We start from the raw sequence: 25263 nt of genomic DNA, 5'->3' as shown, positions 1-25263 counted from the left end.
TGCAGACAGCGAAAAGCCGCCGGGACCACACCCTCACAGATACGGGTCGGCTCGGCGGACTCAATCCAGCGCGTCGATCACGGAGCGCAATAGGCATCCCTCGCCGAGCAGTCTCACGAGTCTAACCGCAGCAGTGGTCAAGCATGAAATCGGCCCCCGCTTCGCAGCGGGGGCCGATCAGCCGGTCAGGCCGGATTCGTGCTGAGGAGGTTCATGCTGAGGAGGTGTCAGTGCACGCCCTGGAAGAGCGAGGTGACCGAGCCCTCCTCGAAGACCTCGCGGATCGCGGCGGCGATCGACGGGGCGATGGAGAGGGTGGTGACCTTGTCCATCTGCAGCGCGGCCGGGGTCGGCAGGGTGTTGGTGAAGACGAACTCGCTGACCCGCGAGTTCTTCAGCCGGTCGGCGGCCGGGCCGGACAGCACACCGTGGGTGGCGGCCACGATCACGTCGGCGGCGCCGTTCTCGAACAGCGCGTCGGCGGCGGCGCAGATGGTGCCGGCGGTGTCGATCATGTCGTCGACCAGCACGCAGACCCGGTCCTTGACGTCACCGACCACCTCGGCGGAGAGGATGGTGTTGGCCTGGCTCATGTCGCGGCGCTTGTGGATGATCGCCAGCGGGGCGTCCAGCCGGTCGCACCACTGGTCGGCGACCTTGACCCGGCCGGCGTCCGGCGAGACCACGGTCAGCTTGGCGCGGTCGACCTTCTCGCCGATGTAGTCGCAGAGCATCGGCAGCGCGAAGAGGTGGTCCACCGGGCCGTTGAAGAAGCCCTGGATCTGGGCGGTGTGGAGGTCCACCGCCATCAGCCGGTCGGCGCCGGCCTGGGCCAGCAGGTCGGCGATCAGCCGGGCCGAGATCGGCTCGCGGCCGAGGTGCTTCTTGTCCTGCCGGGCGTAGCCGTAGAACGGCAGGATCGCGGTGATGCTGCGCGCCGAGGCCCGCTTCAACGCGTCGATCATGATCAGCTGTTCCATGATCCACTGGTTGATGGGAGCGGTGTGGCTCTGCATCACGAAGCAGTCCGCGCCGCGCGCGGACTCCAGGAAGCGCACGTAGATCTCGCCGTTGGCGAAGTCCAGGGCCTTGGTCGGAACCAGCTCGGTGCCCAGGGCTGCGGCAACCTCCTTCGCCAGCTCGGGGTGGGCGCGCCCGGAGAAGAGCTTCAGCTTCTTCTCGCCCGACGTCGTGATCCCGCTGCTCACTGCACCGTCTCCTCGCGTTACTGCCGTATGGCCCCGCCCGCACCGGACCCGGGCGGCAGCAACCGTCCGGGCCTACGAGCGACAGGGAATTGGGGGGTACGCCTCGCTCCGGGCCAACAGCCCCACGGCGCACGTATGTACACCAGGTTACGCGCCCGGTCGCGAAGCGCCCGCCCCGGGAGGCATGACGGTCGCCACACGAAGTGGCCTACGCCTCCTCGGCCTCGGCCTGCGCGGCCGCCGCGGCCTCGGCGGCCGTGGTGCCGGAGCGCTTGCGCGCCACCCAGCCCTCCACATTGCGCTGCCGCGCGCGGGCCACGCCCAGCGCGCCGGGCGGCACGTCCTTGTCGATGACCGAGCCGGCGGCGGTGTAAGCGCCGTCACCGACCGTCACCGGGGCGATGAACATGTTGTCCGAGCCGGTCCGGCAGTGCGCCCCGATCACCGTGCGGTGCTTGTTCACGCCGTCGTAGTTCACCGTCACCGAGGCCGCGCCGACGTTGGTGCCCTCGCCGATGGTGGCGTCGCCGATGTAGGAGAGGTGCGGCACCTTGGCGCCCTCGCCGAGCTCGGAGTTCTTGATCTCCACATAGGTGCCGACCTTGGCCTTGCGGGCCAGCCTGGCCCCCGGGCGCAGGTAGGCGTACGGGCCGACCTGGCAGCCCTCCCCGATCTCGGCCCGCTCGGCGGTGGTGGCGGTGACCACGGCACCCGCGCCGACCGCGGTGTCGGTCAGCGTGCAGTCCGGGCCGACCTCGCAGCCCTCGGCCAGGTGGGTGGTGCCGCGCAGCCGGGTGCCGGGGTGCACCACGGCGTCCGGCTCGTAGCCCACCTGGACGTCCAGCCAGGTGGTGGCCGGGTCGACCACGGTGACGCCGGCCCGCATGGCGCGCTCCAGCAGCCGGTCGTTGAGCAGCCGGCGGGCCTCGGCCAGCTGCACCCGGTCGTTGATGCCCAGGATGTCGCGGTGGTCGGCGGCGACCACGGCGCCGACCCGGTGGCCGGCGGTGCGCAGGATCTCCAGGGTGTCGGTCAGGTACTCCTCACCCTGGGCGTTGTCGGTGGTGATCCGGGCCAGCGCGTCGGCCAGCAGCTTGCCCTCGAAGGCGTAGACCCCGGAGTTGATCTCCTGGATGGCGCGCTGCTCCTCGGTGGCGTCGCGGTGCTCCACGATCCCGGTGACCGAGCCGTCCACGGCCCGCAGGATCCGGCCGTAGCCGGTCGGGTCGGGCACGTTGGCGGTCAGCACGGTGACGCCGTTGCCCTGCCCGGCGTGCTGCTCGGCGAGCAGCCGCAGGGTCTCGGCGGTGAGCAGCGGGGTGTCGCCGTAGGTGACGATCACGGTGCCGTCCAGCGCGATGCCGTCGGCGGCCAGCGCCTCGACCGCCACCCTGGCCGCGTTGCCGGTGCCGAGCTGGGCCTCCTGGACCACCACCCGGGCGCTCGGGTGGGCCTCGCCCAGGTGCTGGGCCACCAGCTCCCGGCGGTGGCCGACGACCACGGCCAGCTCACGGGGAGCCAACTCCTCCACCGCGGCGACCACATGGCCGAGCAGGCTGCGACCGCAGATCGGGTGCAGCACCTTGGGCAGGGCCTTGGACCGCATCCGGGTGCCTTCCCCCGCGGCGAGTACCAGGACGGCGGCAAGGGGGCTGTCAGTCGCAGCGCTCACGCGGGAGGCTCCTCGATCGGTTCACAGGGGGGAGGGGGCCGGCGAACTCCCGGGCCGAGGGCCCATCCGCACGGAGTGCCGAGCTGGACCGAGGATACCTACCAACCGTGACCGACGAGCTCCGCCGCTAGGACTCGAACCTAGACAAAGGCCTTCAAAGGGCCCCGTGCTGCCATTACACCACGGCGGATCGATCGTCAAACGCGCTCCGGCATACGGCATCGGTACCACCGCACCCCCTGGAGCCAAGCACAGCCTAAGGGTTACCGCGCCCGACCTCCACCACCTATCCGGAACCTCCGGTGTGCCCTGCTTCCCTTCACTCGCCGCACAACTTACGATGCCGTAAGTTACGCAAACGTAGGGTCCGGTCCCCCGACCGGGCCCGCACGCGTTGGGTCCGGTCCCCCGACCGACCCGCTGACGCAGGGCCCGGTCGCCCGACCGGGCACTCCCTCCGCCTTCCCTTGAGGGGACGACCGAGATGACGCTCCAGGCCGACGAGGTACTGGCGGGCTCCCGCCCGGACGGCAAGCCCAACTCCCAGGTCTCCGCGACCCTCGGCGGCGAGAAGCAGGGCCTGCCCGAGCGGATCGCGCTCGCGATGTTCATCGCGATCCCGTTCCTCGCCCTGCTGGCCGCCGCGCCGGTCGCCTGGGGCTGGGGGCTCGGCTGGCGCGACCTGGCGATCGGCACGGCGATGTACTTCCTCACCTGCCACGGCATCACGGTCGGCTACCACCGGCACTTCACCCACCGTGCCTTCAAGACCGGACGGGTGCTCAAGATCGTCATGGCGGTGGTCGGCAGCCTGGCCGTCGAGGGCCCGGTGGTCCGCTGGGTGGCCGACCACCGCAAGCACCACAAGTTCTCCGACCGGGACGGCGACCCGCACTCCCCCTGGCGTTACGGAGAGAGCGTGCCGGCGCTGCTCAAGGGCCTCTGGTGGGCGCACATGGGCTGGATGTTCGACTCGGAGCAGACGCCCCAGCACATCTACGCCCCCGACCTGGTGAAGGACCGCGACCTCCGGGCCATCTCCCGGCTGTTCTGGCTCTGGACCACGCTGTCGCTGCTGCTGCCCGCGCTGGCCGGCGGGCTGCTCAGCTGGTCCTGGCAGGGTGCGGTGACCGCCTTCTTCTGGGGCTCGCTGGTCCGGGTGGCGCTGCTGCACCACGTCACCTGGTCGATCAACTCGATCTGCCACGCGGTCGGCTCACGGCCGTTCCGCAGCCGCGACAAGTCCGGCAACGTCTGGTGGCTGGCGGTGCTCTCCTGCGGCGAGTCCTGGCACAACCTGCACCACGCCGACCCGACCGCGGCCCGGCACGGCGTGCTTCGCGGCCAGGTGGACTCCTCCGCCCGCATCATCCGCTGGTTCGAGCTGGCCGGCTGGGCGCGCGAGGTGCGCTGGCCCGATGCGGCGCGCATCGCCGCCCGGCGCACCGCATGACCTCTCGGCTACAGCATGATGGAGGGGTGAACGGGAGCAACCCAGAGACCAGTCCAGCAGGCAGCGCCGACGGCCATCGGGCGGCCGCCACCGGCCCCCGGGCCCGCGGCGGCCGGGTCCGGATGACCGGCAAGCAGCGCCGGGAGCAGCTGCTGGAGATCGGGCGCTCCGTCTTCGCCGAGCGCGGCTACGACGGCACCTCGGTGGAGGAGATCGCCGAACGGGCCGGCGTGTCCAAGCCGGTGGTCTACGAGCACTTCGGCGGCAAGGAGGGCCTCTACGCGGTGGTGGTGGACCGCGAGATGCAGCTGCTGCTCGACATGGTGACCGGTGCGCTCACCGGCGGGCACTCCCGGGAGCTGCTGGAGCAGGCCGCGTTCGCCCTGATGGACTACATCGACACCTCCACCGACGGCTTCAAGATCCTGGTCCGGGACTCCCCGGTCGCCCAGTCCACCGGCAGCTTCGCCTCGCTGATCAGCGACATCGCCACCCAGGTCGAGGACATCCTCGGGCTGGAGTTCAAGGCCCGCGGCTTCGACCCCAAGCTGGCCCCGATGTACTCGCAGATGCTGGTCGGCATGGTGGCGCTGACCGGGCAGTGGTGGCTGGAAGTGCGCAAGCCGCAGAAGTCCGAGGTGGCGGCGCACCTGGTCAACCTCGCCTGGCACGGCCTGGAGGGCATGGAGCGGCACCCCAAGCTGGTAGGCGAGCGGCAGGGCTGAGTCGTCCCGGTCGTCGGGAGTTCACGATTTGGCTCTCTTGATGTCAAGAGGCTTCATATCGACAGAACCCCCGATACACTGATCCACATGGAGGACGAGGTCGATCGCCTGGTCGCAGCATGGCGCCGCGAGCGCCCCGACCTCGACGTGCAACCACTGCAGGTGCTCAGCCGGGTCAGCCGGCTCGCCAGACACCTGGACCGGGCCCGCCGGGCTGCCTTCGCCGAGCACGGCCTCGAGCCCTGGGAGTTCGACGTGCTGACGGCACTGCGCCGGGCCGGCCACCCGTACCAGCTCTCCCCCGGCCAGCTGCTCACCCAGACGCTGGTCACCTCGGGCACCATGACCAACCGGATCGACCGGCTGGCCGGCAAGGGCCTGGTGCAGCGCCTGCCCGACCCGGACGACCGGCGCGGAGTGCTGGTCCGACTGACCGCCTCCGGGCAGCTGAAGGCCGACGAGGCGCTGGCCGGGCTGCTGGCGCACGAGCGCGAGCTGCTGGCCGAGCTCACCGGCGGTCAGCAGTCCGAGCTGGCGGGGCTGCTGCGGCAGCTGGTCGCGCCGTTCGACAACATCCCGGGCTGACCGGGCCTCAGCCCGCTCCCACCGGCCGTCAGGGAGTTCCGACGGGGAGTCATGGGGCGGCCTAGCCCACCGCCTCCGCCGGGCCCACCCCGGCCCGCCGGGCCAGCGCCACCGCCGCCAGCGTCGAGTGCACGCCCAGCTTGCCCAGCACGTTCTGCATGTGGGTGCGCACGGTGTGCGGGGAGAGATAGAGCCGCTCGGCCACCGCCTGCCGCCCCAGGCCCGCCACCATGCAGCGCAGCACCTGCTTCTCCCGGGGAGTCAGCGACTCGACCAGCCGCTCGCTCTCGGTGCGGTCCCGGCGGGCCGTGGTCAGCTCCCGGACCACGCCGGTCAGCAGCGCCGGCGGCAGGTGGGTCTCACCGCGCAGCACCCCGCGCAGCACGGTCAGCAGCCGGGTCAGCGAACTCTCCTTGGCCACCCAGCCGGCCGCGCCCGCGTAGAGCGCCCGGACGGCCCGGTGCGGATCCTCCTCGGCGGCCAGCACCACGGCGTGCAGCCCCGGGTAGCCGTGGCAGCAGCGGGCCAGCAGGGTGATGCCGTCGGCCGGGCGGCGGCCGGACGGGACCGGCGGGGCCGACTGCGGCACCGGCCGCCGCACGGGCGGGTTGGCGGGCGCCGCCGGGGGTGCGGCGAGCCGCTGCGGGGCGAGGGTGCTGCCGGCCCGGCGCGGTGCGGGCACCACACCGCTCACCGGGCGCCGCTGCGGCGCGCCGGGGCTCCCCGCTGCCCCGGGACGGCCGGACGCGGCCCCCAGGCCGGTGCCGGGCGGCGGGCCGAGCGCCGCCGGGCTGCTGCCCAGGTCGGCGTCGACCAGCAAGATGTCGAACGGGCGCCCCTCGGCGGCCGCCCGCTCCAAGGCGTGCTCGGCCGCCGCGGCACTGCCGACCGCGCCGACCTCGATCTCAGGCTCGGCGGACAGCGCGGTGGCCAGCGCCTCGGCGAAGATCCGGTGGTCGTCGACCACCAGGACGCGGATCCGCCCCATCTCGGTGTCCCCCCTGCTCCAGCCACGGCGCGCACCGATATCCCCACTCAGCGTACGGGTTGAGCGGCCGTCAGGTGGCGCAATGGTGAAGTTCGGTCGGGGATTGGGGCACTTCGCGGTTCAGGCGAGCCGGCGGGCGCCCTCGGCGGTTGTCGCGGTGGAGATCGACGGTTCGAGGTAGCCGGCCGCCCGACAGGCCGCCGTGACCGCCTGGCCGACAGCGCCCGCCGACTCCCGCGCGACCAGCGCGATCACCGAGCCGCCGAAACCGCCGCCGGTCTGCCGGGCACCCAGTGCACCGGCGGCGAGCGCCTCGGCCACCGCCAGGTCGGTCTCCGGACAGGTGACCTGGAAGTCGTCGCGCAACGAAGCGTGGCCGGCCGTCAGGATCGGCCCCAGAGCCTCGTAGTCGCCCCGGTCGAGCACCTCGACCGCCTGCGCGACCCGCGCGTCCTCGGTGACCACATGGCGCACCAGCGGAACCAGCTCGTCAGGCAGCTGGGCCAGTGCGGCCGGCAGTGCCTCGGTGGCCAGGTCGCGCAGCGCGGGCAGTTCCAGCAGTTCGGCGGCCCGCTCACAGGCGGAGCGGAGCTTGGCATAGGCACCGTCGCCGATGTCGTGCTTGACCCGGCTGTCGATCACCAGCAGGACCAGTCCCCGGTCCGCCGGCCGGAACGGGATCTGGCGCTGGCTCAGGTCCCGGGTGTCCAGGAAGAGGGCGGCCCCCTCGGTGCAGCAGGCGGCGGCCATCTGGTCCATGACGCCGCACGGCACTCCCATGAACCGGTTCTCCGCGCGCTGCGCCGTCACGGCCAGCTTCGGGGCGGGCAACTCGAGCCGGTAGAGGTCGCGGTAGGCCACCGCGGTGGCGCACTCCAGCGCCGAGGAGGACGACAGGCCCGCACCGGTCGGCACGTCGCTGTCGAAGTACAGGTCGGCGCCACCCACGTGGTGCCCGGCCTCGCGCAGCGCCCAGACCACGCCCGCCGGGTAGCCGGCCCAGCTGGCTAGCGCGCCGGGCTCCAGCTCGGCCACCGTCAGGTCGGTGACCCGGCCGTCGCCCTGTGCGCTGTACAGCCGCAGGCGGCCGTCGGCGCGCGGCGCGGCGGCTACCTTGACCGACTGCGGGAGAGCGATCGGCAGCACGAACCCGTCGTTGTAGTCGGTGTGCTCGCCGATCAGATTGACCCGGCCCGGTGCCGCCCACACCCCGGCTGGTGTGGCACCGAAGATCCGCTCGAACTCGTCCCTCACGTCACGCTCTCCCGCCGTCGCGTCAGTTGTTGGTGCTCTTGTCGAACTTGTCGAGGGTGAAGGCCCAGGCGTCGGCCACGATGGCGTCCAGCTCGGGGCGCTTGGGGACCCAGCCCAGCGCCTGCCGGGCCCGCTCGGCGGAGGCCACCAGCACCGCCGGGTCGCCCGGGCGGCGCTCGGCGGTGACCACCGGGATCTCCCGGCCGGTGACCCGCTTGACCGACTCGATCACCTCGCGGACCGAGAAGCCGCTGCCGTTGCCCAGGTTGCAGATCAGGTGCTCGCCCGGCTTGGCCGCGTCCAGCGCCAGCAGGTGGGCCTCGGCCAGGTCGGCGACGTGGATGTAGTCGCGGATGCAGGTGCCGTCCGGGGTCGGGTAGTCGTCGCCAAACACCGAGATGTGCGGGCGCCGGCCCAGTGCGGCCTGGAACACCAGCGGGATCAGGTGCGACTCGGGGTCGTGCCGCTCGCCGTGGGCGCCGTAGGCACCGGCCACGTTGAAGTAGCGCAGGCTGACCGCGGCCAGGCCGTGGGCGATCGCCTCGCTGGTGATCAGGTGGTCCACCGCCAGCTTGGTGGCGCCGTACGCGTTGGTCGGCGAGGTGCGGGCGGTCTCGGCGATCGGGCTGGACTCGGGCTCGCCGTAGGTGGCGGCGGTGGACGAGAAGACCAGCTTGCGCACGCCGGCCTTGCGCATCGCGCTGATCAGCTCCAGCGAGCCGGCCACGTTGTTGCGCCAGTACTTCTCGGGGTCCGCGACCGACTCGCCGACCTGCGAGGAGGCGGCGAAGTGCAGCACCGCGTCGAAGGAGCCGTCCAGCACCTGGTCGGCCTCCTGGATCCGGCCGCGGACGAACTCGGCGCCGGCCGGCACGCCCTCCAGGAACCCGGTGGAGAGGTCGTCCAGCACAACCACCTGGTGCCCCGCCTCCAGCAGGTGGGCCGCGACCACGCTGCCGACGTAGCCGGCACCGCCGGTGACCAGGTACTTGCTCATTGTGCGACCTCCCGCAGGCGCTGTGCCGCCGCCTCTGGCGACACATCGTTGACAAACGCGTCCATGCCGGATTCGACTCCGGCCAGGTACTTCAGCTTGCCTACCGTACGACGGATCGTGAACAGCTCCAGATGCAGTGCCAGCTCGGCACCGCCCCGGCGGGGTGCCTGGTGCCAGGCCGCGATGTACGGGGTGGGCGGCAGCCCCTCGCCGAACAGCTGGTCGAAGCGGCGCAGCAGCTGGAGGTAGAGCCCGGGGAACTCGGCCCGCTCCGGCTCGGACAGCTCGGTCAGGTCGGCTACCCGGCGGTGCGGGTAGAGGTGCACCTCGTACGGCCAGCGGGCGGCGAACGGCACGAAGGCCGTCCAGTGCTCGCCGCTCAGGACCACCCGCACGGGATCGGCCCGCTCGGCGGCCAGCAGGTCCTCGAAGAGGTTGCGGCCGGTGCCGGCGCGGTGGTCGGCGGCGGCGGCGATCATCTTGGCGGTGCGCGGGGTGGTGAACGGGAAGGCGTAGATCTGGCCGTGCGGGTGGGCCAGGGTCACGCCGATCTCGGCGCCGCGGTTCTCGAAGCAGAAGACCTGATCGACGCCGGGCAGCCGGCTCAGTGCGGCGGTGCGGTCGGTCCAGACGTCCAGCACCAGGCGGGCCTTGGACTCGTCGAGGTCGGCGAAGGAGGCGTCGTGGTCGGCGGTGAAGCAGACCACCTCGCAGCGGCCGACGCCCGGGCGGGCCTGGCGCAGGGGGGCGGCGGGGGCCGTTGCGGCGGGGTGCGCTGCGGTGGGGACGGCGTCGGGGACCGTGTCGGGGGCCGTCTCGGGGGCGATGTCGATGGCGGGGGCCGCGTCGGCGGCCAGGGACGGGAAGCGGTTCTCGAAGACCACCACGTCGTAGTCGGCGGCCGGGACCTCGCTGAGGTGGTCGGCGGTGCTGGGGCAGAGCGGGCACTGGTCGGTCGGCGGGTGGTAGATCCGGCCCTGGCGGTGCGCGGCCACGGTGATCCAGTCGCCGGTCACCGGGTCGCGGCGCACCTCGGAGAGGTTGGCGACCGGCTCCAGTGGGCGCCGGTCCGGCTCGTCCCGGAACGCGGTTTCGTCCCGGTCGAAGTAGATCAGCTCACGGCCGTCCGCCAGCTTGGTCGTGGTCTTCCGCACAGTCTGCCGCCCTCGGTCTTGCCAGTCGTCGACCTGCATCGCCACACATAATCAAACAATAGTGATCAGTAGTCAACAGAAGACTCCGGCGTGGGGCGGACCCTGGCGCGGGGCGGCTGTGGTGCGGCGGGGAGCACGGGCGCGGCGGGGCCTGGCGGACCGCGGGGCATGGCGAAACCGCACCCGCGCCGGGCGGCTCGGGTGGCTTGGGCTGTCTTGGTTGCGGTGTGCGGCTACTCGCGAGCGAGCCGGGCGAGCAGGCCGGTCCGGTCGGCCACCGCGGCCGCCTCAAGTCGGGTGCGCGCGCCCAGCTTCATCAGCACCCGCTGGACATGGGTGCGCGCGGTGCTGGGCGCGATGCCCATCCCGAGCGCGATCTCCTGGGTGTCCTGCCCCTCGGCGATCCTGGCCAGCACCTGGATCTCACGGCGGGTCAGCGAACCGAGCAGCCGCAGCGCCTCGTCGTCCGGCTCCCGCACCGGATGCAGCAGCCGCTCGAACGCCGCCTGCAGCACCTCGACGGCCACGGCCGCCTCGCCGGCCCGCGCGCGGGTGATCGAACGGTCCACCACCTCGATCCGCTCATCGCTGCGGACGTAGCCGGCCGCGCCGGCTGCGAACGCGTTGGCCACTCCCCGCAGGTCGTCCACCGGGCCGAGCACCACCACGGCCACCTCGGGCCGCTCCTGCCGCATTCGCCGCACCGAGCCGAACGCCCCGGGGTCGCCGGGTCGCGCCACCCCGAGCAGGCAGACCTCCGGGCGGCGCTGCGCCACCAGCTCCGGTCCGGCCGACGCCGGACTGCCGACCGCCAGCACCCGGTGCCCGCGCACCTGCAGCGCTGCCGCCAGTGCCTCGGCCAGCAGTCGGTGATCGTCGACCACGACGAGCCGTACGCCCAAGGGGCCCTCCCCCGTACCCTCCGCGGAGAGCTCCCCGCATCACGCGTACCGGCCGTACGCCACAGCACTGCTGACGCACCATCACAGCGCAAACGGACTCGTGCCGCTAGAGATCGGCGAGTTCGAACCGTGCCAGGAGAATAACGAAAAGGTCCCCGCCAGATTGGCGGGGACCTTTCCCGATGGAGCCCCCATGCGGAATCGAACCGCAGACCTTCTCCTTACCATGGAGACGCTCTACCGACTGAGCTATAGGGGCGAACCGGTCGAACGAGGAAGACATTACATGGTCATCGGGGGGATTGGGAAATCGGCGCCCTCCGCCGGGCGCACGCCCTCGCCCCAGCCGGGCGCCCGGCGCACCGGGGCGCGCCAGCGGCGGACGCAGGGCGCGGACCAGCGGTGATGCGCGGGGGCGGGCGACGGTGTCGTGCCGGGGGGTGGCAGCCGCCGCGCTTGTCGATCCCCACGCTGCCGGCACCGCACCGGGGGTGGCACGCGCCTCGTCCCGGCCCGCACCATCGTCACATCGCCGCGCCCACCTCGCGCCCCGGCCCGCAGTGCCGTCACACCGTCACACCCGCCTCGCACTTCCACCCGCAGTGCCCTCACACCATCACACCCACCTCGCGTTTTGACCCGCAGTGCTGTCACACCGCTGCACCCCCGCTCGCCACGGCGGCCCGACCGGCCGGGCCGCCGTCGCCCAACCCGTGCTCCACCGTCAGGTCGCACCCGCTCCGGTCCGGCAGGGCGAGCAGGCAGAGCACCGCCACCACGCCGAGCCCTGCCAGATACCAGCCCACCGGCGCCGCCGTCCCGTAGGCCGCCGTCATCCTGGTGGCCAGCAGCGGCGCCGTCCCACCGCCGACCACGCCACCGAGGTTGTAGGTGAGCGCCGCCCCCGTGTAGCGGACCCTGGTCGGAAAGAGCTCGGGCAGATACGCCGCCACCGGCCCCAGCAGCACCCCCTGCAACAGGCCCGTACCGGCCAGTGCCAGCAGCATCAGCTCGGGCCGCAGCGTCTCCAGCGCCGGGAAGAGCAGCAGCGACCAGCCGGAGGCCAGCACCGTCCCGAGGAGCACGGTTCGTCGGCGCCCCCAGCGATCCGACGCCCCCGCGCTGTACCAGACCGCCAACGCGCCCGCCGGTGCGGCCAGCAGCTGCAGAGCCAGCATCACCGTCTGCGGCACGCCCAGTTGACCGGTGACATAGGCGAGGGCATAGGTGCTGCCCAGGTAGTAGAGCGCATAGCCGAAGCAGAGCGCGCCACTGCCCAGCAGCACGGTGCGCCAGTGCTCACGGAGCACCGCCCGGATCGGCAGCGCCCGCCCGCCGCCGCCCGATGCCCCGAACTCTCCGTCGGCCCCGAACTCTCCGGCGGCCGTGGCGGCCCGCTCGGCTGCGGCAGCTTGCTCGGCCGCGGCGAAGACCGGGGTCTCGGCGATCCGCAGCCGGACGAACAGCCCCACCCCCACCAGCAGCAGCGACCCGAGGAACGGCAGCCGCCACCCCCAGCTCGCGAACTCCCTGGCCGGCAGGCTGAGCGACACGACCAGGAAGACCGCGGTGGCCAGCGTCGAGCCGGCGCAGGGACCGAGCTGCAGATACCCCGAATACCGCCCGCGCCGGCCCGGCGGCGCGTACTCCGCGACCAGCAGGGCCGCCCCGCCCCACTCACCGCCGAGCCCCAGCCCCTGACAGAACCTCAGCACCACCAGCGCCAGCGGCGCCCAGACTCCCCACCGCCCGTACCCCGGCAGCAGGCCGACCGCCGTCGTCGACAACCCCATCAGCAGCAGCGACACCACCAGAACGGCCTTGCGCCCCAGCCGATCCCCGAAGTGCCCGAACACCACGGCGCCGACCGGCCGGGCCACGAACGCCACCGCGTAGACCGAGAAGGCGGCGAGCAGCGCATTGACCGGTCCGAGCGCCGGGAAGTACTCCCGCCCGAAGACCAGGGCCGCGGCCATCCCGTACAGGAAGAAGTCGTAGTACTCGATCGCCGTCCCCACGAAGGCGGCAGCGGCCACCCGCCCCAGCCCCTCGGTCCCACCGAGGCCCGGGCCGCGCACTCCTGACGCCGTGTCAATCGCCATGCTTCGACGATGCCGGGACGGACCGGCCACCCGCAGCCGCCAAGCGGGTGACGGGGGCGCGAACGGTTCGTGCCCGCCCCGGGGTGGTGCGCGGTTCCAGGGGCGCTTCATTTGCATACGCGCGGTCCGCTGTGCCTATCCTTGACTACCGTGCGTGCCTGATCAGTTACCCGAGAGGAGGGTCCAATGGTCCTGCCAGGCAGTGGCTTTCAAGTGCACCCCGACGAGCTCTCGGCCGCAGCCACCGCGGCCGACGGCACCGCCGCCCGGCTGCCGGACCAGGGCCGCCTGCTCGCCGCCGCCACCGACCGCAGCGCCGACGGCCTCAGTGGCTGGCGCACCGCCGCCGCCCTGCGTTCCTGCGGCAACGCCTGGCACGCCCTGCTCGGTCGGCTGAACGCCGAACTGGCCGACCAGGGCCGCAAACTCGACAGCACCGCGCAGCGCTACCGGGCCGGCGAGCTCTCCGCCACCGACGCCTTCCTCGCCCCCGCAGTCCACCCGCACGCCCTCGGCCCTCCCCCGGCATTCGGCCGGGAGGCGCCCCCGTACACGACCCCGGTCGGCCCCTGATGGACCTCACCGCCCTCCGCGACGCCGACCCCCGCGCCCTCCCCGACGGCACCGAGGCCTACGCCCAACTCGGCGCCGCCCTGCGCACCAGCGCCGAGGAGTGGCGCTCCGCCGTCCTCGACCGCACCCGGAACTCCGGCTGGCAGGGCAGCGCCGCCGACGGCTGCCGCGCCAGCCTCCAGCAGACCGAGGACCACCTCGCCGCCGCCCACGCCGAGTTGGAGCGCATCGGCGCCGTCCTGCACTCCGGCGCCGACGCGCTCCAACTCGCCCAGGCCCGCCTGCTGGAAGCCCTCGACGAGGCCCGCGCCGCCGGCCTCACCATCACCCCCGACGGCCGCGTCAGCGCCCCCGCCGCGAACCCCGCCGACCGCCACGACCCCGACTCCCTCATCCCCCAGAAGCGGAGCTCCGACCTCACCCAGCGCATCAGCTCCGCCCTGCACGACGCGGACGCCGCCGACCGCGCGCTCGCCGAGCAGTTGCAGGGCTTCACCCGCTCCGCCCAGGACGGCTCCGCCCTCACCAACCGCGGCTACGGCCCCGATCCACTCTCCCCCGTCATCACCGCACCCGACCTGCTCGCCGCCGCCTTCCCGCCCGCCACCGCCAACGCCGCCGAGGTCGCCGCCTGGTGGCGCACCCTCCCCGCCGCCACCCAGCAGCACCTGATCGCCACCCGCCCCGACCTCATCGGCAACCGCGACGGCCTCCCCGCCACCGCCCGCGACCAGGCCAACCGCCTCCTCCTGCGCAACTACCTCGCCGACTACGGCAACCGCACCCACCTCGGTGCCGAAGACCAGGCCAAGCTCGCCGGCTTCCGCGCCATCCAGGACCGCCTGGACCGCGACCGCAGCACCCAGCCGCCGCTGTTCCTGCTCGGTGTCTCGGACCAGGGCCAGGGCCGCGGCATCCTGTCCTTCGGCAATCCCGACACCGCGGCCAACGTCTCCGCGTACGTGCCTGGGCTGGGGACGGAACTGAGGCACGTGGGCGGGAAGGACGGGGACCGGGCCTACAACGTCTGGAGCGCCGCTCACACTGCCGATCCGGCTCGAAGCACCGCCTCCATCGTGTGGCTGGGCTACGACCCGCCGCCCGGCCTCGACAAGTTCGACCCGGAGACCCTCAGCGTCATGGAGAAGGATCGCGCCCAGGCGGGTGCCGACAGCTATGACCGGTTCCTCTCCGGTCTGCGTGCCGGCCACCAAGGACAGCCCGCCCATCTGACCGCCCTCGGCCACAGCTACGGCTCACTCACCGTCGGGCTGGCCGGGCAGAATCCCCAGGGCACGGGGGCTGACGAAATGATCCTGGTCGGCAGTCCGGGAACCGGCGCAAAACACGCTTCGCAGCTGGGAGTTGCCTCGGGTCACGTCTGGGTGGGAGCCGCAGACAACGATCCCGTGTCCTACGCACCCAGTCCGGTCGAAGATCTGCAGGGCCATTTCAATGAGCGCTGGTTCGGCACCGACCCCGCCAGCGCGGATTTCGGCGCACAGCGATTCGATGTGGCGGACGGTCCTGCCGACAGCTTTGCTTCTCACTCCAACTACATGGATCCGAGCGGCGGAAATTCGCTCTACAACATCGGACAGATCGTCGCCGGACACCCCGAGAACACAAAGGCTCAGGCGCTGCGGTGACCCACTGGCAGCGCGTCTCCACCGCTCTGGCCGCGCTTGGCCTCCTGGTCGCCTGCCGATCGACTGTCCCCTCAACTCCCCCTACCTCCAAGGCACCTGCGATGATGAGCCCTGACCAGGCCAGAGACAGACTGCACACCCTCCTCGACGGCACCTTCGAGGCGATCAAACCGGTGGTGACCTACCGGGAGGGCTGGCCCAGGGTCACCGAGAACGACCAACCCGCCGGCACAGCCAACGTCGCTCTCGAGCGCTATGTCATGACCAAGGTGTCCACAGCGAAATACGGAGCCCTGCTGGGCCTTGTCGAGCGCCGCTGGAAATCCCTTGGCTACGTCATCGAAAGCGTCAATGCCGACCCCGTCATGCCCGCCGTCTTCGCCAGGGCAAGCGATGGTTCCGCACTCAATCTGCGAGTCGGCTATCCAGGGAACATCACCATCGGAGCAGTGGTGAATCCCGTCCGAGCGACCACGAGCCCATTCGGTCCCGAACCACCGCAGCCCACCCTCCCGAACGGCAACCCAGACATCCTCCCCAGCGTCGACGACCCCTTCTGGTCGCACTGATCCCCGCCGACTCCGCCCGCTTCCCCCTCGGCAACTCCGCTGCCCCTGCGCGATGATGGCCACCCGAGCACGACCTGACCAATGTGGTCCTGGCGCACAGTCTCCGCTACCGAAGCAGCATCTCGGAGGGGTTCGAGCTGACCCGCCGCCCCGGCGTCAACTCACGCTACGACGTGCGAGTACACGATCCGCGGATCGACCGGCTGCTGGTGCTCTCCGCGGTCTCCTACTTCGAGTCCGAACACGGCGACGCGGACGTCCGGAAGATCCTTCCGTCCATCGGCGGCCTGTTCCGGCTCTGACCGGTGATCAGCCGGTGCCGCACCGACTCCAGGTACACGTCCCTCGGTGCGGGCAGGCCCGGGCAGACGTCCCAGTGGGCGATCCGGCACATCCGGATGACGGCGGACGGGGTCACGGTCGCGACGGTGCCACGCGGATCCACTTGCCAGCGACGGCCGTTGGGAACACAGTGCGCGGGATGATCATCCAGGTCGAGCAGGATCCAGCGCCCGCGAACCGTCGGGTGCCAAGCCGCCTCACGCTGGCAGTAGCGGCAGCGGCCCGTCGGCCTGCGGTCCGCGGCTGCCGCCTCGGCCATCGCCTGCCCGCGCTCGGTCAGATAGCTGCCCACGGCCCGGATCACCTCGCCGATCAGCACCGGCTCCCGGCCACCGCACTCCGCCGCCGGCGCGAGCAGCACACAGTACCCACACAGCACCGCCCGAGCCCCCCAGTGCCAACTACCCCCGCCCCGCCCGCACCACTGGCATCCCGTCAGCTCAGCGCAGCCCGCACACCAGCGGCCCACCGCCTCACCCCCGCACCTCTCGCACTGCGCCTGCCTGGCCATCAACACCGCCCTCAGCAGCGGGCGCCGGACTCCACCGACGACAGCCCGCCCTGATGGCATAACGACGGATCGAACACCAACGACACGCTGTTGGATCGATCCAGTCGATACAGCACCTGCTCCTCAGTCGATCAAGGCGGATGCAATCTGAGTACGGATACTCACTGACAGCGCCCACATGTGACGATACGTTGGATACTCGCTACTCAGACGCCAGTACTGAACCGTCAGCATGTGGGGCCCTGAGTAACCAGTCGGCTAGAGTCGCGGACCTCCAGGGGGGAACATGGTTAGTGCGAGTGTCGGTGGAGGCGGGACGGCCTTCGCAGTAGACCCGAGTGACCTGGACGCAGCAGCGAAGGTCGCCCACGACACTGGCGGGGCGATCCCGGCTGAGTTGACGACCATCCAGAAGCCGTCCGACGATGCCGTCGGAGGCTTACTCGGCTGGCAGACCGCTGGTTCGCTGAGCAGTTGCACATCCGCCTGGGAAGACTGCCTTCGTGCGTTGGGCACCGAAGTCGACGGCGTTGGGGACAAGTTGACCAAGACTGCTGCCTCGTACCGCGATACAGACACCAACGCGGCGAACTCCTTCCCCTGGGCCGGTAAGTGATGGTCAGTGTCGCTGAACTGCGTGAAGCCGACCTCGGCCCGTTGGACGAGGTCGCCACTGCCTACGACAAGCTCGCTGCAGCATTCCAGGGCCACGTCGACCAGCTGAACACTCAGGTGGTCAAGCACATCTTCGACAACCGGTGGATCGGCACAGCAGCCGGCGCCGCCAACTCCTCGTTGCAGAACACCACCAATCGACTCGACGCGGCACACACCGAGATGTCGGCGATGGGATCCCTGTTGCGCGAGGCAGCCGACAGCTTCCGGCTGGCCCAGTCCAAGCTCCAGGAAGCCCTGCAAGAAGCGCAGAGCGAGGGCTTCACCGTGGCAGGCGACGGGTCTGTCTCCTGGCCTCCGCCAGCCGCAGCCGAGCGGAACGACCCGAAGTACGACGCTCCACAAAAGGGCAAGGACATCGCGACCCGGATCAGCGACGCGGTCACCGAGGCGAGCGATGCTGACGCACGCATCGCCAAGCTGCTCGACGACCTGGCTCAGCGGGCACGCACCGGCTCCGGCCTCGACACCGCCCAGGCCCAGAAGGACTTGGGTACGGTCACTCAAGCGGGAACGGACCTACTGACAGCGGGATTCCCGCCGAAGGGCACCACTCCTGCGCAGGTTCGCGACTGGTGGAACGGACTCACACCAGACGAGCAGCAGCGCCTGATCAAAGCCCACCCGGACCTGATCGGCAACCGCGACGGAATACCCTCTCCCGCCCGTGATCAGGCGAACCAGATCAACCTGACCAACCTGATCAACGAGTACCAGAACAAGCCGAACAAGTCTGCCGCGGACCAGAACAAGCTCGATGGCTTTAACAAGATCAAGGAGAAGTTGGCTCAACCCGGCCAAGTGCCGCCGCTGCTGCTGCTCGGTATCGGCGACGAGGGGCAGGGCCGCGCCATCCTCTCCTATGGAAACCCGGATACCGCACAGAACGTCAGCGCCCTCGTCCCTGGCCTCGGAGGCCAAATCTCCGACGTAGCGGGCAAGGACGGCACCCACGCGTTCAACATATGGAAGGCCGCAAAAGATGCGGATCCGACCAGCTCAACCGCTTCCATCGTCTGGCTCGGCTACGACCCCCCACCTGGCGACATCCAACCCGCAGCGCTCAATGCGATGTACCCCGACCAAGCGAGCTCAGGCGCGGTTTCCTATGACCAGTTCCTCGGCGGTCTTCGTGCCACTCACCAGGGCGCTCCCGCTCATGTCACGGCGATCGGCCACAGCTACGGCACTACCGTGATCGGCTGGGCTGGGCTGCGGCCAGGCGGTACCGGGGCAGGCGACATCGTTCTGGTCGGCAGCCCCGGTGTCGGAGCGGACAAGGCCTCGCAGCTCAACATCGACCCCGGCCATGTCTGGGTCGGCGCTGCGGGGACCGACCCGATCAGCAAGGTGCCCTCGGCATCCAGGGTGGCCGGCGACGCCGCCCTGTCACCCGTATTGGGTCCCGGCGGTGCCGACTGGGTCTACAACCAAGTGGACCCCAACCAGTTGTACTTCGGAACCGATCCGGCGAGCGCACAGTTCGGCGCTCAGCGGTTCCAGGTGGCGGATGGCGATGTCAGCAGCTCGCACTTCCATTACATGGATACGCCACCAGACCCCAACCAGAGGCAGCAGGACTCCCAGGACTCGATCGCGAACATCGGTCGCATTGTGGCCGGTCAATACAACAAAGTGACCCGAGTACCTGGCAGATGAGGCGGATGAACCGAACCATGCGGTCCCTCGGCATCGCAGCCACCGTGCTCGCGCTGTCCCTGGGCATCGGCTCCTGCTCCTCCTCCGGCACCGGGGGTTCCCAGGCATCCCACCGCTCGCAGAAGATGACTCCCGACCAAGCCCGGCAGAAGCTCAAGGCCGTGCTTGACGACTCGATGTCCGACATCGGACCGCCACTGCGGTACTGGGACGACTGGCCGTGGATTTCCGGGCAGGACGGTAGCTACGCGGCTGCCTCGCAGGACCGGTACATCATGACCAAGGTCTCCAAGACCAAGATCGATGCTCTCCTGGGGCTACTGGACCGCAGTTGGAAGGCCAAGGGATACAACATCACGTCATTCCATCCCGCCCAGTCCGAGATATTCGCTGACACACCGGACGCCATGGGCATCGGCGTTACCGTCGGCGCGGCAGACAACATCACTTTCGAGGCCGTGGTCAGCCCGCTCCCCAATCTCAGTACCTATGACGCGTTCGGAACGCCGCCCAGCCCAGCGCCGACCATGGCCAACGGCAACCCGGACATCATCCCGAAGTACGACGACCCGTTCTGGTCGAGCGATCAGCCGGCGCCAACGCCATCGTCGGGGTCCTGAGGGATCCGGATGCCCAGCATCCGGTGCCGCTTCACCGCCTCAACCGGTGAAGCGGCACCGGGAGCCCGCTCGTGGCGGAGCTAGCGCTGGATTGTCGGACAGACCGCGCGGCTGACAATCCGTCAGGTCAGCTACGGTCGGCGGAGAGAATTGGCTCCGGGGACGTGAGTCGGAGCGGCACCCTTTCCTCGCCGTTTCAGGGTCGAGTGCGCGTCATTCGACGGCCGCCGGTGGGGCCTCGATGTCGTCGGCCACTGGTAGGGGCAGGCGCAGACCGCGGGACTCCGCGACCCTCAGCGCGTCACTCAGGCATTCAGCGAGCCGGACGGCAGCGAACCGCACCTCGCTGGGCGGCGGCGCGAGATCCCCTAGCACGCTGCGAGCATGACCGAGCACCTCTGCACCCGCTTCCAGCTGCACGGCCTCCACGTCGTCGGCCAGGCGCGAGATCACGCCACCAGCGGCGCCCGACACGAGGTAGCAGGGGTTGCCCTCCGGGGTCGGCCACGGCAGCAGGCGGGGCACGGCGGAGGCGTAGTCGGCTGCACGGCACATCAGGCAGCCACCTTCCTCGCGCCGATCAGCTGGCAATCGAGATCGCTCCCGAAGTCGGTCGCGAGCACCAATGCGAGCCGCCACCGCGCCTGCCGCAGGCGCTCGTAGGTCAGGCGAAGCCATCCGGCAGTGCCGTGGAGGGGACGGGAAGGTCGTCCATATCGACGCTCCTTGTCAGCGTTGGCCATGCCCCGGGAGGTCTGATCCACCTCGCCGGGGTCTCTTAGCCTCCACCATGAACTAGGAAGCATCAGGACGCAATAGGAAGCATAGGGTTGCATCCAGACGCACCCGCATGTGGTAAGCCGCTACAGCACGCCTTAGCGTTCAGATATGGCTGACGATCGTGACTGGAGACCCGACCTGACGAGCCACGTCTACGTGTACCTCCAGGTTGCGCAACACATCGCCAATGAGATCCACGCGGGGCGCCTGCCCGCAGGTGCTCGACTTCCTGCAGAACGGGACCTCGCGGAGCAGTACGGGGTAGCCGTCAACACGATCCGGCGAGCCATCCGCGATCTTCGTGATCAGGGCCTGGTCATCACGGTCCCCATCAAGGGCACCTTTATCCACGCCGAGTAGCCTGCGCTCGAATGCAGATTGGGGCCGGGCAGCGCGCTGCCCGGCCCCATGCTCGTACACCTTTGCCTACTTGGCGGTGGCTACCTCCAGCCGCCATGTCTCTTCTCCGGATGCCAGTCACAGAGTTTGGGCTCCCAGCGGTGGCGTTCGCACAGCCTTGGTTCATCGCATCCTGGAACTCATCGGCCTGTCCGCCGGGCGGACCGCGCCGGTTGCAGCGCAGAAGACGAATCCACGACGTGGTGCTGCGCAGTCGCGCCTCTGGGCGAGACCAGCCAGGCAGCTGCGCCACAGATCAGTTCAATCTGCTCGAATCATGGCCGGTGAGATGCACGAACGCCCTGGCAGACGTTGGTGCCTGGCAGGGCGTTCATGCTGGGCTCAGCTCTGTGGATCGCGATACGGGTTGGCGGCCGGCGGGGGTGGGGTCTGGTATGGCGAGGGGCTCTGGGCCGGAGGCGGCGGAGTGCCCGGAGTGTAACCGGGCGGCGGGGGCGGGGTGCCCTGGCCGGACAGTGACTGCTGCGTGGGCATCGGGTAGGACGGGGGTTGCGTGTCGTCCAGTGGGACGGCGGAGTGCTTGCGACGGGCCATGAAGATGACGCCCCCAACGATCAGGACAATAACAACCGCGCCACCGATGATCAGGGGGAGGTTGGAGGAACCCGAGGACGACGAAGACGCAGCGGACTTGGCGGACGAGGTGGTCGGGGCCGGTGAGTTGCCAACGGGAGCGGCGTCGCTGGCTGGGCCACTTGGCTGCGCGGACGCGGCTGCTGATGGCGAGCCGGACGAGGCGGTGCCGGGCAGGAAAGCGCTAGGCGGAGGCGTGACGCTGATGCCGGCCTGGACCAGCGGGTTGACATCGGCCGGGCCCGGGTCACCGGTGTACTTGATCGCCTTGCTGACACTGGCACTACCGAAGCCGACGTTGTCGCTGTGCGTCGATCCGTCGCTGGGCTTGTTGGCCGTGTTGATCAGGACTCGGAGAACCTGATTGCCGGTCCAGTCGGGGTGCTGCGAGAACAGGATGGCAGCCATTCCGGAGACCATGGCGGTCGAGTCCGACGTTCCGTGGGTATTGCAGTAGCCAGTTGGCCCAGTGCATGCGTTGATCACATCGACGCCTGGGTCGGCTAGCGCAACGTACTTGCCTTGCTCTGACTCAGCCGTGCTGGCACCTTGATGGTCGACAGCGGCAATGGCGGCGACGCCTGCGGAATCCGCCGGGTACATAATGGGGTTGCCCTGTTGCCCGCTGTTTCCGGCACCCGCCACTACCAACCGGCCGTGGCTGATCGCATAGTTGACGGCACTTTGCAGATTTGCAACGTCGCTGGGCGCAATGTCATCACTCCGGATTGCCTGGGAGATGCTAATCACCTTGGCACCCTGATCAACGGCAAACGTGATTCCCTGGGCGATCTGCTTGAGAGATGCTGGCCGACCGATATCCGCTGTGGCGTCACTGTTGGCGTTGATCTTGATCGGCAGAATGCGAGCTCCCGGGGCCAGCCCCATCACGCCATTCCCGTTGAAGCCCTTACCTGATCCAGCGATGATGCTAGCCATGCCAGTGCCGTGTCCGACAGGGTCAACGTCTACCCCTCCTGGCAGGCCGCTTAGATCCTTCCCCGGGAGCAACTGGCCCACCAGGTCCGGATGATCAGCCTTGACCCCGGTGTCGATCACCGCCACGGTAACCCCGCTGCCATTGGCCGTCTGCCACACATCGGGCAGGTGCAGCACATCCAGATACCACTCGCCCTGACGGGGATTGTCGAGTGCCTGGGCTGCCGGGGCGAAGGCACCGGTCAGGGACAGGCTCAGCGCCAGCAGGGCCGCTGTACTCAGCCCTCGCATCCTCGCGCCGGTTCGCCGCATCACGCTCTCCTCATCACCATCTCTGCCGGGTCACCGGCCGGACCGAACAAAGAGCTGCCCGGTCACTGGGGCTGGCCCAGTGACCGGGCAGGAGATCCGGTCCTACTCAATCACGTCCGGATTGCTGTCCGGGGTTCCACCGGTCCAGCTCTCCTCGTCCTCGACGAGGTAGTCCGCGCGGTGGCCGCGGTCCTTCTTGCGCTTCCTCGCACCGGCGGCGCCGCCACCAGGCATGAAGCCACCCTCGCCCTCGGTTGCTGCGCCACGGGCTTCGCTGCTGGCCTTGCCGAGCCCGGAGCCGCCGGGCGTGAACTCACCCTCGGCCGTGGGACCACGGCGGCCGCCGACCTCGCCGCCGGGCGTCGACACGAGACCCCGGCCACGGCCGGCGCCACCACCGATGCCACGGCCACCGGCGCCGATACCGCCACCGCCGCCGCCCGGCATGTAGCCGCCACCTGCCCGGCCGCCGGCTGCTCCGGCTTCCCCTTCCTGGGCACCGATCGCGTTGGTACCGATCTGGCCACGGCCTGACGCCGCGCCAGGACGGCTGGCGCCGCCGCTGATGCCCTCCTCGAAGGGAGGCGGGCTGCCGCCGAGGCGGCCGCCGCCAGGCAACTTGCCGTAGGGATTCCCGTAGGAACTCCCACCAGACGGGTTCCCGAGGCTGCTGCCACCCATCGGCCCAGGGAATCCCCCCGGGTACCCGCCGGGAAGACCGCCCGGACCGGTGCCATTCGGACCGGGGTTACCCGGGCCACCCGGCAGCGTGCTGGTCGGCCCGTTGGTGACAGGCAGCGGCGGCGCGGGCGGCGGGGCACTGTCGAGGCCCGTGCCGGGCGGCGGGGTCGGGGCTGTGGGCGGAGTCGGGGTCGTAGGCGGAGTCGGGTTACTCGGGGGCTGCGGGATCGGGGTGGGCCCCGGTCCCGGTCCGGGGTGCGGGGCCGGGGGCCCCGGGCGGGGAGTCGGCTGCAGTACGGGCGGGGGCGGCGTCGGGCTAACCGGTGCCGTGCGCGTAGGCGGTGGCACCGTGCCCGTGCGACGGCCGCCACCATGGCTTGACGAGCCGCCCGAACCACCCGAACCACCGAAGTACTGGTCGCCGCCATCGGAGACGCTCTGGGGCGGCGGCCCCATCACCGACTTCGGGCTCGGCGGAAACAGCGGCGGCGTCTGCTGCTGGATGGCCGACGTCGACGCCTGGTACGCCTGGGACAGGCTAACCATGTGGCTCACGGCGTCGTCGTGCGCCTTGTTGAGGGCGTCCTGGGCCTGGCCTGCCTGGAGCCGGGTGACCCAGTTGGGGTCAGCCGTGGCTTTCGCCTGGTCCGCTTGCTCGCTGATGAACTGGGAGTTCTGCGCCTTGTACCGGTTCATGGTGTTGGTCTCGGTCACCGGCACGGGCGGCATGGCCTTTGCGGTGCCGAGAGCGGTACCAGCCGCCGAGAGCTGATCGGAGGTGGTGCTCGCATAGGTGCTCAGCTGCTCGGTAGCGGTCGAGACCTGCGTGACCCAGGCCCGGAAACTGTCGGCGGCGCTGCCCTGCCACTCCAAGTGCTGGGAGTTGTACGAGAGCTGCCCGGCGATGTCATTGAGCGTGCCGGCCGCGCTGGAGAGCTTCCCGCTGCGCGTCGACAGCGTGCTGGGCTGGGCACTACTCACCATAGCTACCAGCTGCTCATGCGTCATGCTGTGGAAGTAGCTGTACAGATCATCAGTCTGCGGATTAGGCATCACATACTCCCCGTGTCACTCTGCTGCCCCGTACCGGGCTCACGACCAGCCATCCACATCACGAGAGCACCGTCGTAGGCTGCGTCGAGTTAGTGGAAGATGCCGGCGTCGCAGGGCTCGAATCCGTGCTGGTCGCTGTCGACGGCGCGTCCGGGTCCAGCGGCTTCACGATCCCCGTCGGGCTGACACCGGAGTTGTACTGCTCGTCCGTCTGGTTGTAGATCTTCCAGAGCGCCTGCCGCTGCGAGTCTTCGACGTTCGTGTAGCCGACCATGTTGATGTTGAGCGCGATGCTCATCGCCTGGATCTGGTCGGACAGCGTCGTCGAGAGCGTCTGCAGGTTCTGGTGAACCACGTTATACGCCTGCAGCAGGTTGGTCGCATCCGGAAAGCCGGTGCCCACGTGCCCCTGGTCGAGGCTCTGCTGACTGATCTTCGGCTCGGCCGCGTCCGACTCGTCGAGCGACTGGAGCATCGCGTCGACCTTCTTCTTGAACTCGCTGAGCGTCTCCACCTCGACCTTGAGGTCCGCGGCCGAGACACCGCTCGCCTCCAGCTGGCGCGCTGTGTCCAGGTAAGCGTTCTTCGCCCCCAGAGCCGCCCACTCACCGGGCACTGCGTTCACTGAACTGCACCTCCCCCGTGCACGGACCGGCTCACGGCCGCCGTGCTGCACCACGTCGTCAAGCTTCGAAGTCCCGTATCGAGCCGGCCTCACCCGTTTACGAACAGGCTGTAGCGGCTGTTTCACATCTTAGCGAGGGGCGATGTCAGTCCGGCAGACCCATTGGGGCGCACGGGCGTTATCGGTACGGAGTTGTCACGATCCACCAACGGCCCGGGGGCAGGCCTCCGAGGAATCGCGGC

At 70.2% G+C, this 25263-nt stretch carries 25 protein-coding genes and 2 tRNA genes; 11 read left to right on the top strand and 16 right to left on the bottom strand.

All coding sequences use genetic code 11. The annotated features are described in order from the left end of the window. Positions 1-227 precede the first annotated feature (227 nt). From P3T35_RS31365 to P3T35_RS31355, 3 genes are all read right to left on the bottom strand, one after another. On the bottom strand, positions 228-1208 hold the full coding sequence (locus P3T35_RS31365) for a ribose-phosphate diphosphokinase (RefSeq protein WP_101381940.1): 981 nt from the start codon (positions 1206-1208) through the stop codon (positions 228-230). A gap of 208 nt (positions 1209-1416) precedes the next feature. Continuing rightward, positions 1417-2880 (bottom strand): bifunctional UDP-N-acetylglucosamine diphosphorylase/glucosamine-1-phosphate N-acetyltransferase GlmU, encoded by a 1464-nt coding sequence (gene glmU, locus P3T35_RS31360; RefSeq protein ID WP_280708708.1) that lies wholly within the window; start codon positions 2878-2880, stop codon positions 1417-1419. 119 nt (positions 2881-2999) lie between these two features. Then, positions 3000-3070 (bottom strand) — tRNA-Gln (locus P3T35_RS31355). Between the two features lie 294 nt (positions 3071-3364). Between P3T35_RS31355 and P3T35_RS31350 the strand changes: the two genes are divergently transcribed. From P3T35_RS31350 to P3T35_RS31340, 3 genes are all read left to right on the top strand, one after another. After that, a complete protein-coding gene (locus P3T35_RS31350; RefSeq protein ID WP_101381938.1) occupies positions 3365-4333 on the top strand; it encodes an acyl-CoA desaturase in 969 nt (322 codons plus the stop codon). A gap of 26 nt (positions 4334-4359) precedes the next feature. Next, positions 4360-5058, top strand: coding sequence for a TetR/AcrR family transcriptional regulator (locus P3T35_RS31345; RefSeq protein ID WP_101381937.1), 699 nt, complete (start codon positions 4360-4362; stop codon positions 5056-5058). A gap of 87 nt (positions 5059-5145) precedes the next feature. Beyond that, positions 5146-5643 (top strand): MarR family transcriptional regulator, encoded by a 498-nt coding sequence (locus tag P3T35_RS31340; RefSeq protein WP_101381936.1) that lies wholly within the window; start codon positions 5146-5148, stop codon positions 5641-5643. Positions 5644-5704: 61 nt separating this feature from the next. Here the strand turns inward: P3T35_RS31340 and P3T35_RS31335 are convergent, their stop codons facing one another. From P3T35_RS31335 to P3T35_RS31305, 7 genes are all read right to left on the bottom strand, one after another. After that, positions 5705-6631: a response regulator transcription factor gene (locus P3T35_RS31335; RefSeq protein WP_101381935.1), complete on the bottom strand. Its 927-nt coding sequence runs from the start codon at positions 6629-6631 to the stop codon at positions 5705-5707. Positions 6632-6751: 120 nt separating this feature from the next. Then, positions 6752-7885 (bottom strand): galactokinase, encoded by a 1134-nt coding sequence (gene galK, locus P3T35_RS31330; RefSeq protein ID WP_101381934.1) that lies wholly within the window; start codon positions 7883-7885, stop codon positions 6752-6754. Positions 7886-7907: 22 nt separating this feature from the next. Continuing rightward, entirely contained in the window at positions 7908-8882 is a 975-nt protein-coding gene (gene galE, locus P3T35_RS31325; protein WP_101381933.1) for a UDP-glucose 4-epimerase GalE, read from the bottom strand. After that, complete coding sequence (galT, locus tag P3T35_RS31320) at positions 8879-10036, bottom strand: galactose-1-phosphate uridylyltransferase (protein ID WP_180356561.1); 1158 nt, start codon at positions 10034-10036, stop codon at positions 8879-8881. The genes galE and galT overlap by 4 nt, the downstream gene beginning before the upstream one ends. A gap of 233 nt (positions 10037-10269) precedes the next feature. Then, positions 10270-10938 (bottom strand): response regulator transcription factor, encoded by a 669-nt coding sequence (locus P3T35_RS31315; RefSeq protein ID WP_101381931.1) that lies wholly within the window; start codon positions 10936-10938, stop codon positions 10270-10272. Positions 10939-11121: 183 nt separating this feature from the next. Beyond that, positions 11122-11197 (bottom strand) — tRNA-Thr (locus P3T35_RS31310). A gap of 391 nt (positions 11198-11588) precedes the next feature. Then, entirely contained in the window at positions 11589-13040 is a 1452-nt protein-coding gene (locus P3T35_RS31305) for an MFS transporter (RefSeq protein ID WP_101381930.1), read from the bottom strand. 186 nt (positions 13041-13226) lie between these two features. Between P3T35_RS31305 and P3T35_RS31300 the strand changes: the two genes are divergently transcribed. From P3T35_RS31300 to P3T35_RS31290, 3 genes are all read left to right on the top strand, one after another. Continuing rightward, a complete protein-coding gene (locus tag P3T35_RS31300; protein WP_107503360.1) occupies positions 13227-13613 on the top strand; it encodes a type VII secretion target in 387 nt (128 codons plus the stop codon). Then, positions 13613-15262 carry an alpha/beta hydrolase gene (locus P3T35_RS31295; protein WP_101381928.1) on the top strand — a complete coding sequence of 550 codons (1650 nt, stop codon included), beginning with the start codon at positions 13613-13615 and terminating at the stop codon, positions 15260-15262. Before P3T35_RS31300 ends, P3T35_RS31295 begins: the two co-directional genes overlap by 1 nt. Positions 15263-15363: 101 nt before the next feature. Then, positions 15364-15831: a hypothetical protein gene (locus tag P3T35_RS31290; RefSeq protein ID WP_143676882.1), complete on the top strand. Its 468-nt coding sequence runs from the start codon at positions 15364-15366 to the stop codon at positions 15829-15831. A gap of 226 nt (positions 15832-16057) precedes the next feature. Here P3T35_RS31290 and P3T35_RS31285 read toward each other — a convergent pair whose 3' ends face one another. Next, positions 16058-16534, bottom strand: a complete 477-nt coding sequence (locus tag P3T35_RS31285; protein WP_143676881.1) for a DUF6083 domain-containing protein — start codon at positions 16532-16534, stop codon at positions 16058-16060. A gap of 765 nt (positions 16535-17299) precedes the next feature. Here P3T35_RS31285 and P3T35_RS31280 point away from each other — a divergent pair. Together P3T35_RS31280 and P3T35_RS31275 are read left to right on the top strand one after the other, a co-directional pair. Then, complete coding sequence (locus tag P3T35_RS31280) at positions 17300-19018, top strand: alpha/beta hydrolase (protein ID WP_101381924.1); 1719 nt, start codon at positions 17300-17302, stop codon at positions 19016-19018. 17 nt (positions 19019-19035) lie between these two features. Then, on the top strand, positions 19036-19638 hold the full coding sequence (locus P3T35_RS31275) for a hypothetical protein (protein WP_143676880.1): 603 nt from the start codon (positions 19036-19038) through the stop codon (positions 19636-19638). A gap of 213 nt (positions 19639-19851) precedes the next feature. Here the strand turns inward: P3T35_RS31275 and P3T35_RS31270 are convergent, their stop codons facing one another. After that, complete coding sequence (locus P3T35_RS31270) at positions 19852-20193, bottom strand: hypothetical protein (protein WP_101381922.1); 342 nt, start codon at positions 20191-20193, stop codon at positions 19852-19854. Further along, the gene (locus P3T35_RS31265) at positions 20193-20381 is read right to left on the bottom strand and encodes a hypothetical protein (protein WP_143676879.1); all 189 of its coding nucleotides are present in this window, start codon (positions 20379-20381) and stop codon (positions 20193-20195) included. Before P3T35_RS31265 ends, P3T35_RS31270 begins: the two co-directional genes overlap by 1 nt. A 145-nt stretch (positions 20382-20526) precedes the next feature. Between P3T35_RS31265 and P3T35_RS31260 the strand changes: the two genes are divergently transcribed. After that, positions 20527-20778: a winged helix-turn-helix domain-containing protein gene (locus P3T35_RS31260; RefSeq protein WP_180356560.1), complete on the top strand. Its 252-nt coding sequence runs from the start codon at positions 20527-20529 to the stop codon at positions 20776-20778. Positions 20779-21159: 381 nt separating this feature from the next. Here P3T35_RS31260 and P3T35_RS31255 read toward each other — a convergent pair whose 3' ends face one another. Both P3T35_RS31255 and P3T35_RS31250 read right to left on the bottom strand, forming a co-directional pair. After that, positions 21160-22662, bottom strand: a complete 1503-nt coding sequence (locus tag P3T35_RS31255; protein ID WP_101381920.1) for a S8 family serine peptidase — start codon at positions 22660-22662, stop codon at positions 21160-21162. A gap of 102 nt (positions 22663-22764) precedes the next feature. Then, complete coding sequence (locus P3T35_RS31250; RefSeq protein ID WP_143676878.1) at positions 22765-23343, bottom strand: hypothetical protein; 579 nt, start codon at positions 23341-23343, stop codon at positions 22765-22767. 502 nt (positions 23344-23845) lie between these two features. Between P3T35_RS31250 and P3T35_RS31245 the strand changes: the two genes are divergently transcribed. Together P3T35_RS31245 and P3T35_RS31240 are read left to right on the top strand one after the other, a co-directional pair. Then, complete coding sequence (locus P3T35_RS31245; RefSeq protein ID WP_280708697.1) at positions 23846-24115, top strand: hypothetical protein; 270 nt, start codon at positions 23846-23848, stop codon at positions 24113-24115. A 21-nt stretch (positions 24116-24136) separates the two neighbouring features. Then, entirely contained in the window at positions 24137-24364 is a 228-nt protein-coding gene (locus tag P3T35_RS31240; protein WP_101381918.1) for a hypothetical protein, read from the top strand. Positions 24365-24454: 90 nt separating this feature from the next. On the opposite strand, the gene P3T35_RS31235 is transcribed toward P3T35_RS31240, so the two are convergent. Continuing rightward, positions 24455-25021 carry a hypothetical protein gene (locus P3T35_RS31235; protein ID WP_143676877.1) on the bottom strand — a complete coding sequence of 189 codons (567 nt, stop codon included), beginning with the start codon at positions 25019-25021 and terminating at the stop codon, positions 24455-24457. Positions 25022-25263 lie beyond the last annotated feature (242 nt).

It is taken from the genome of Kitasatospora sp. GP30 (assembly GCF_029892145.1).
Classification (GTDB): domain Bacteria; phylum Actinomycetota; class Actinomycetes; order Streptomycetales; family Streptomycetaceae; genus Kitasatospora; species Kitasatospora acidiphila.
Note: the sequence above shows the minus strand (reverse complement) of the source record. Positions and strands in the feature narration are given on the sequence as shown.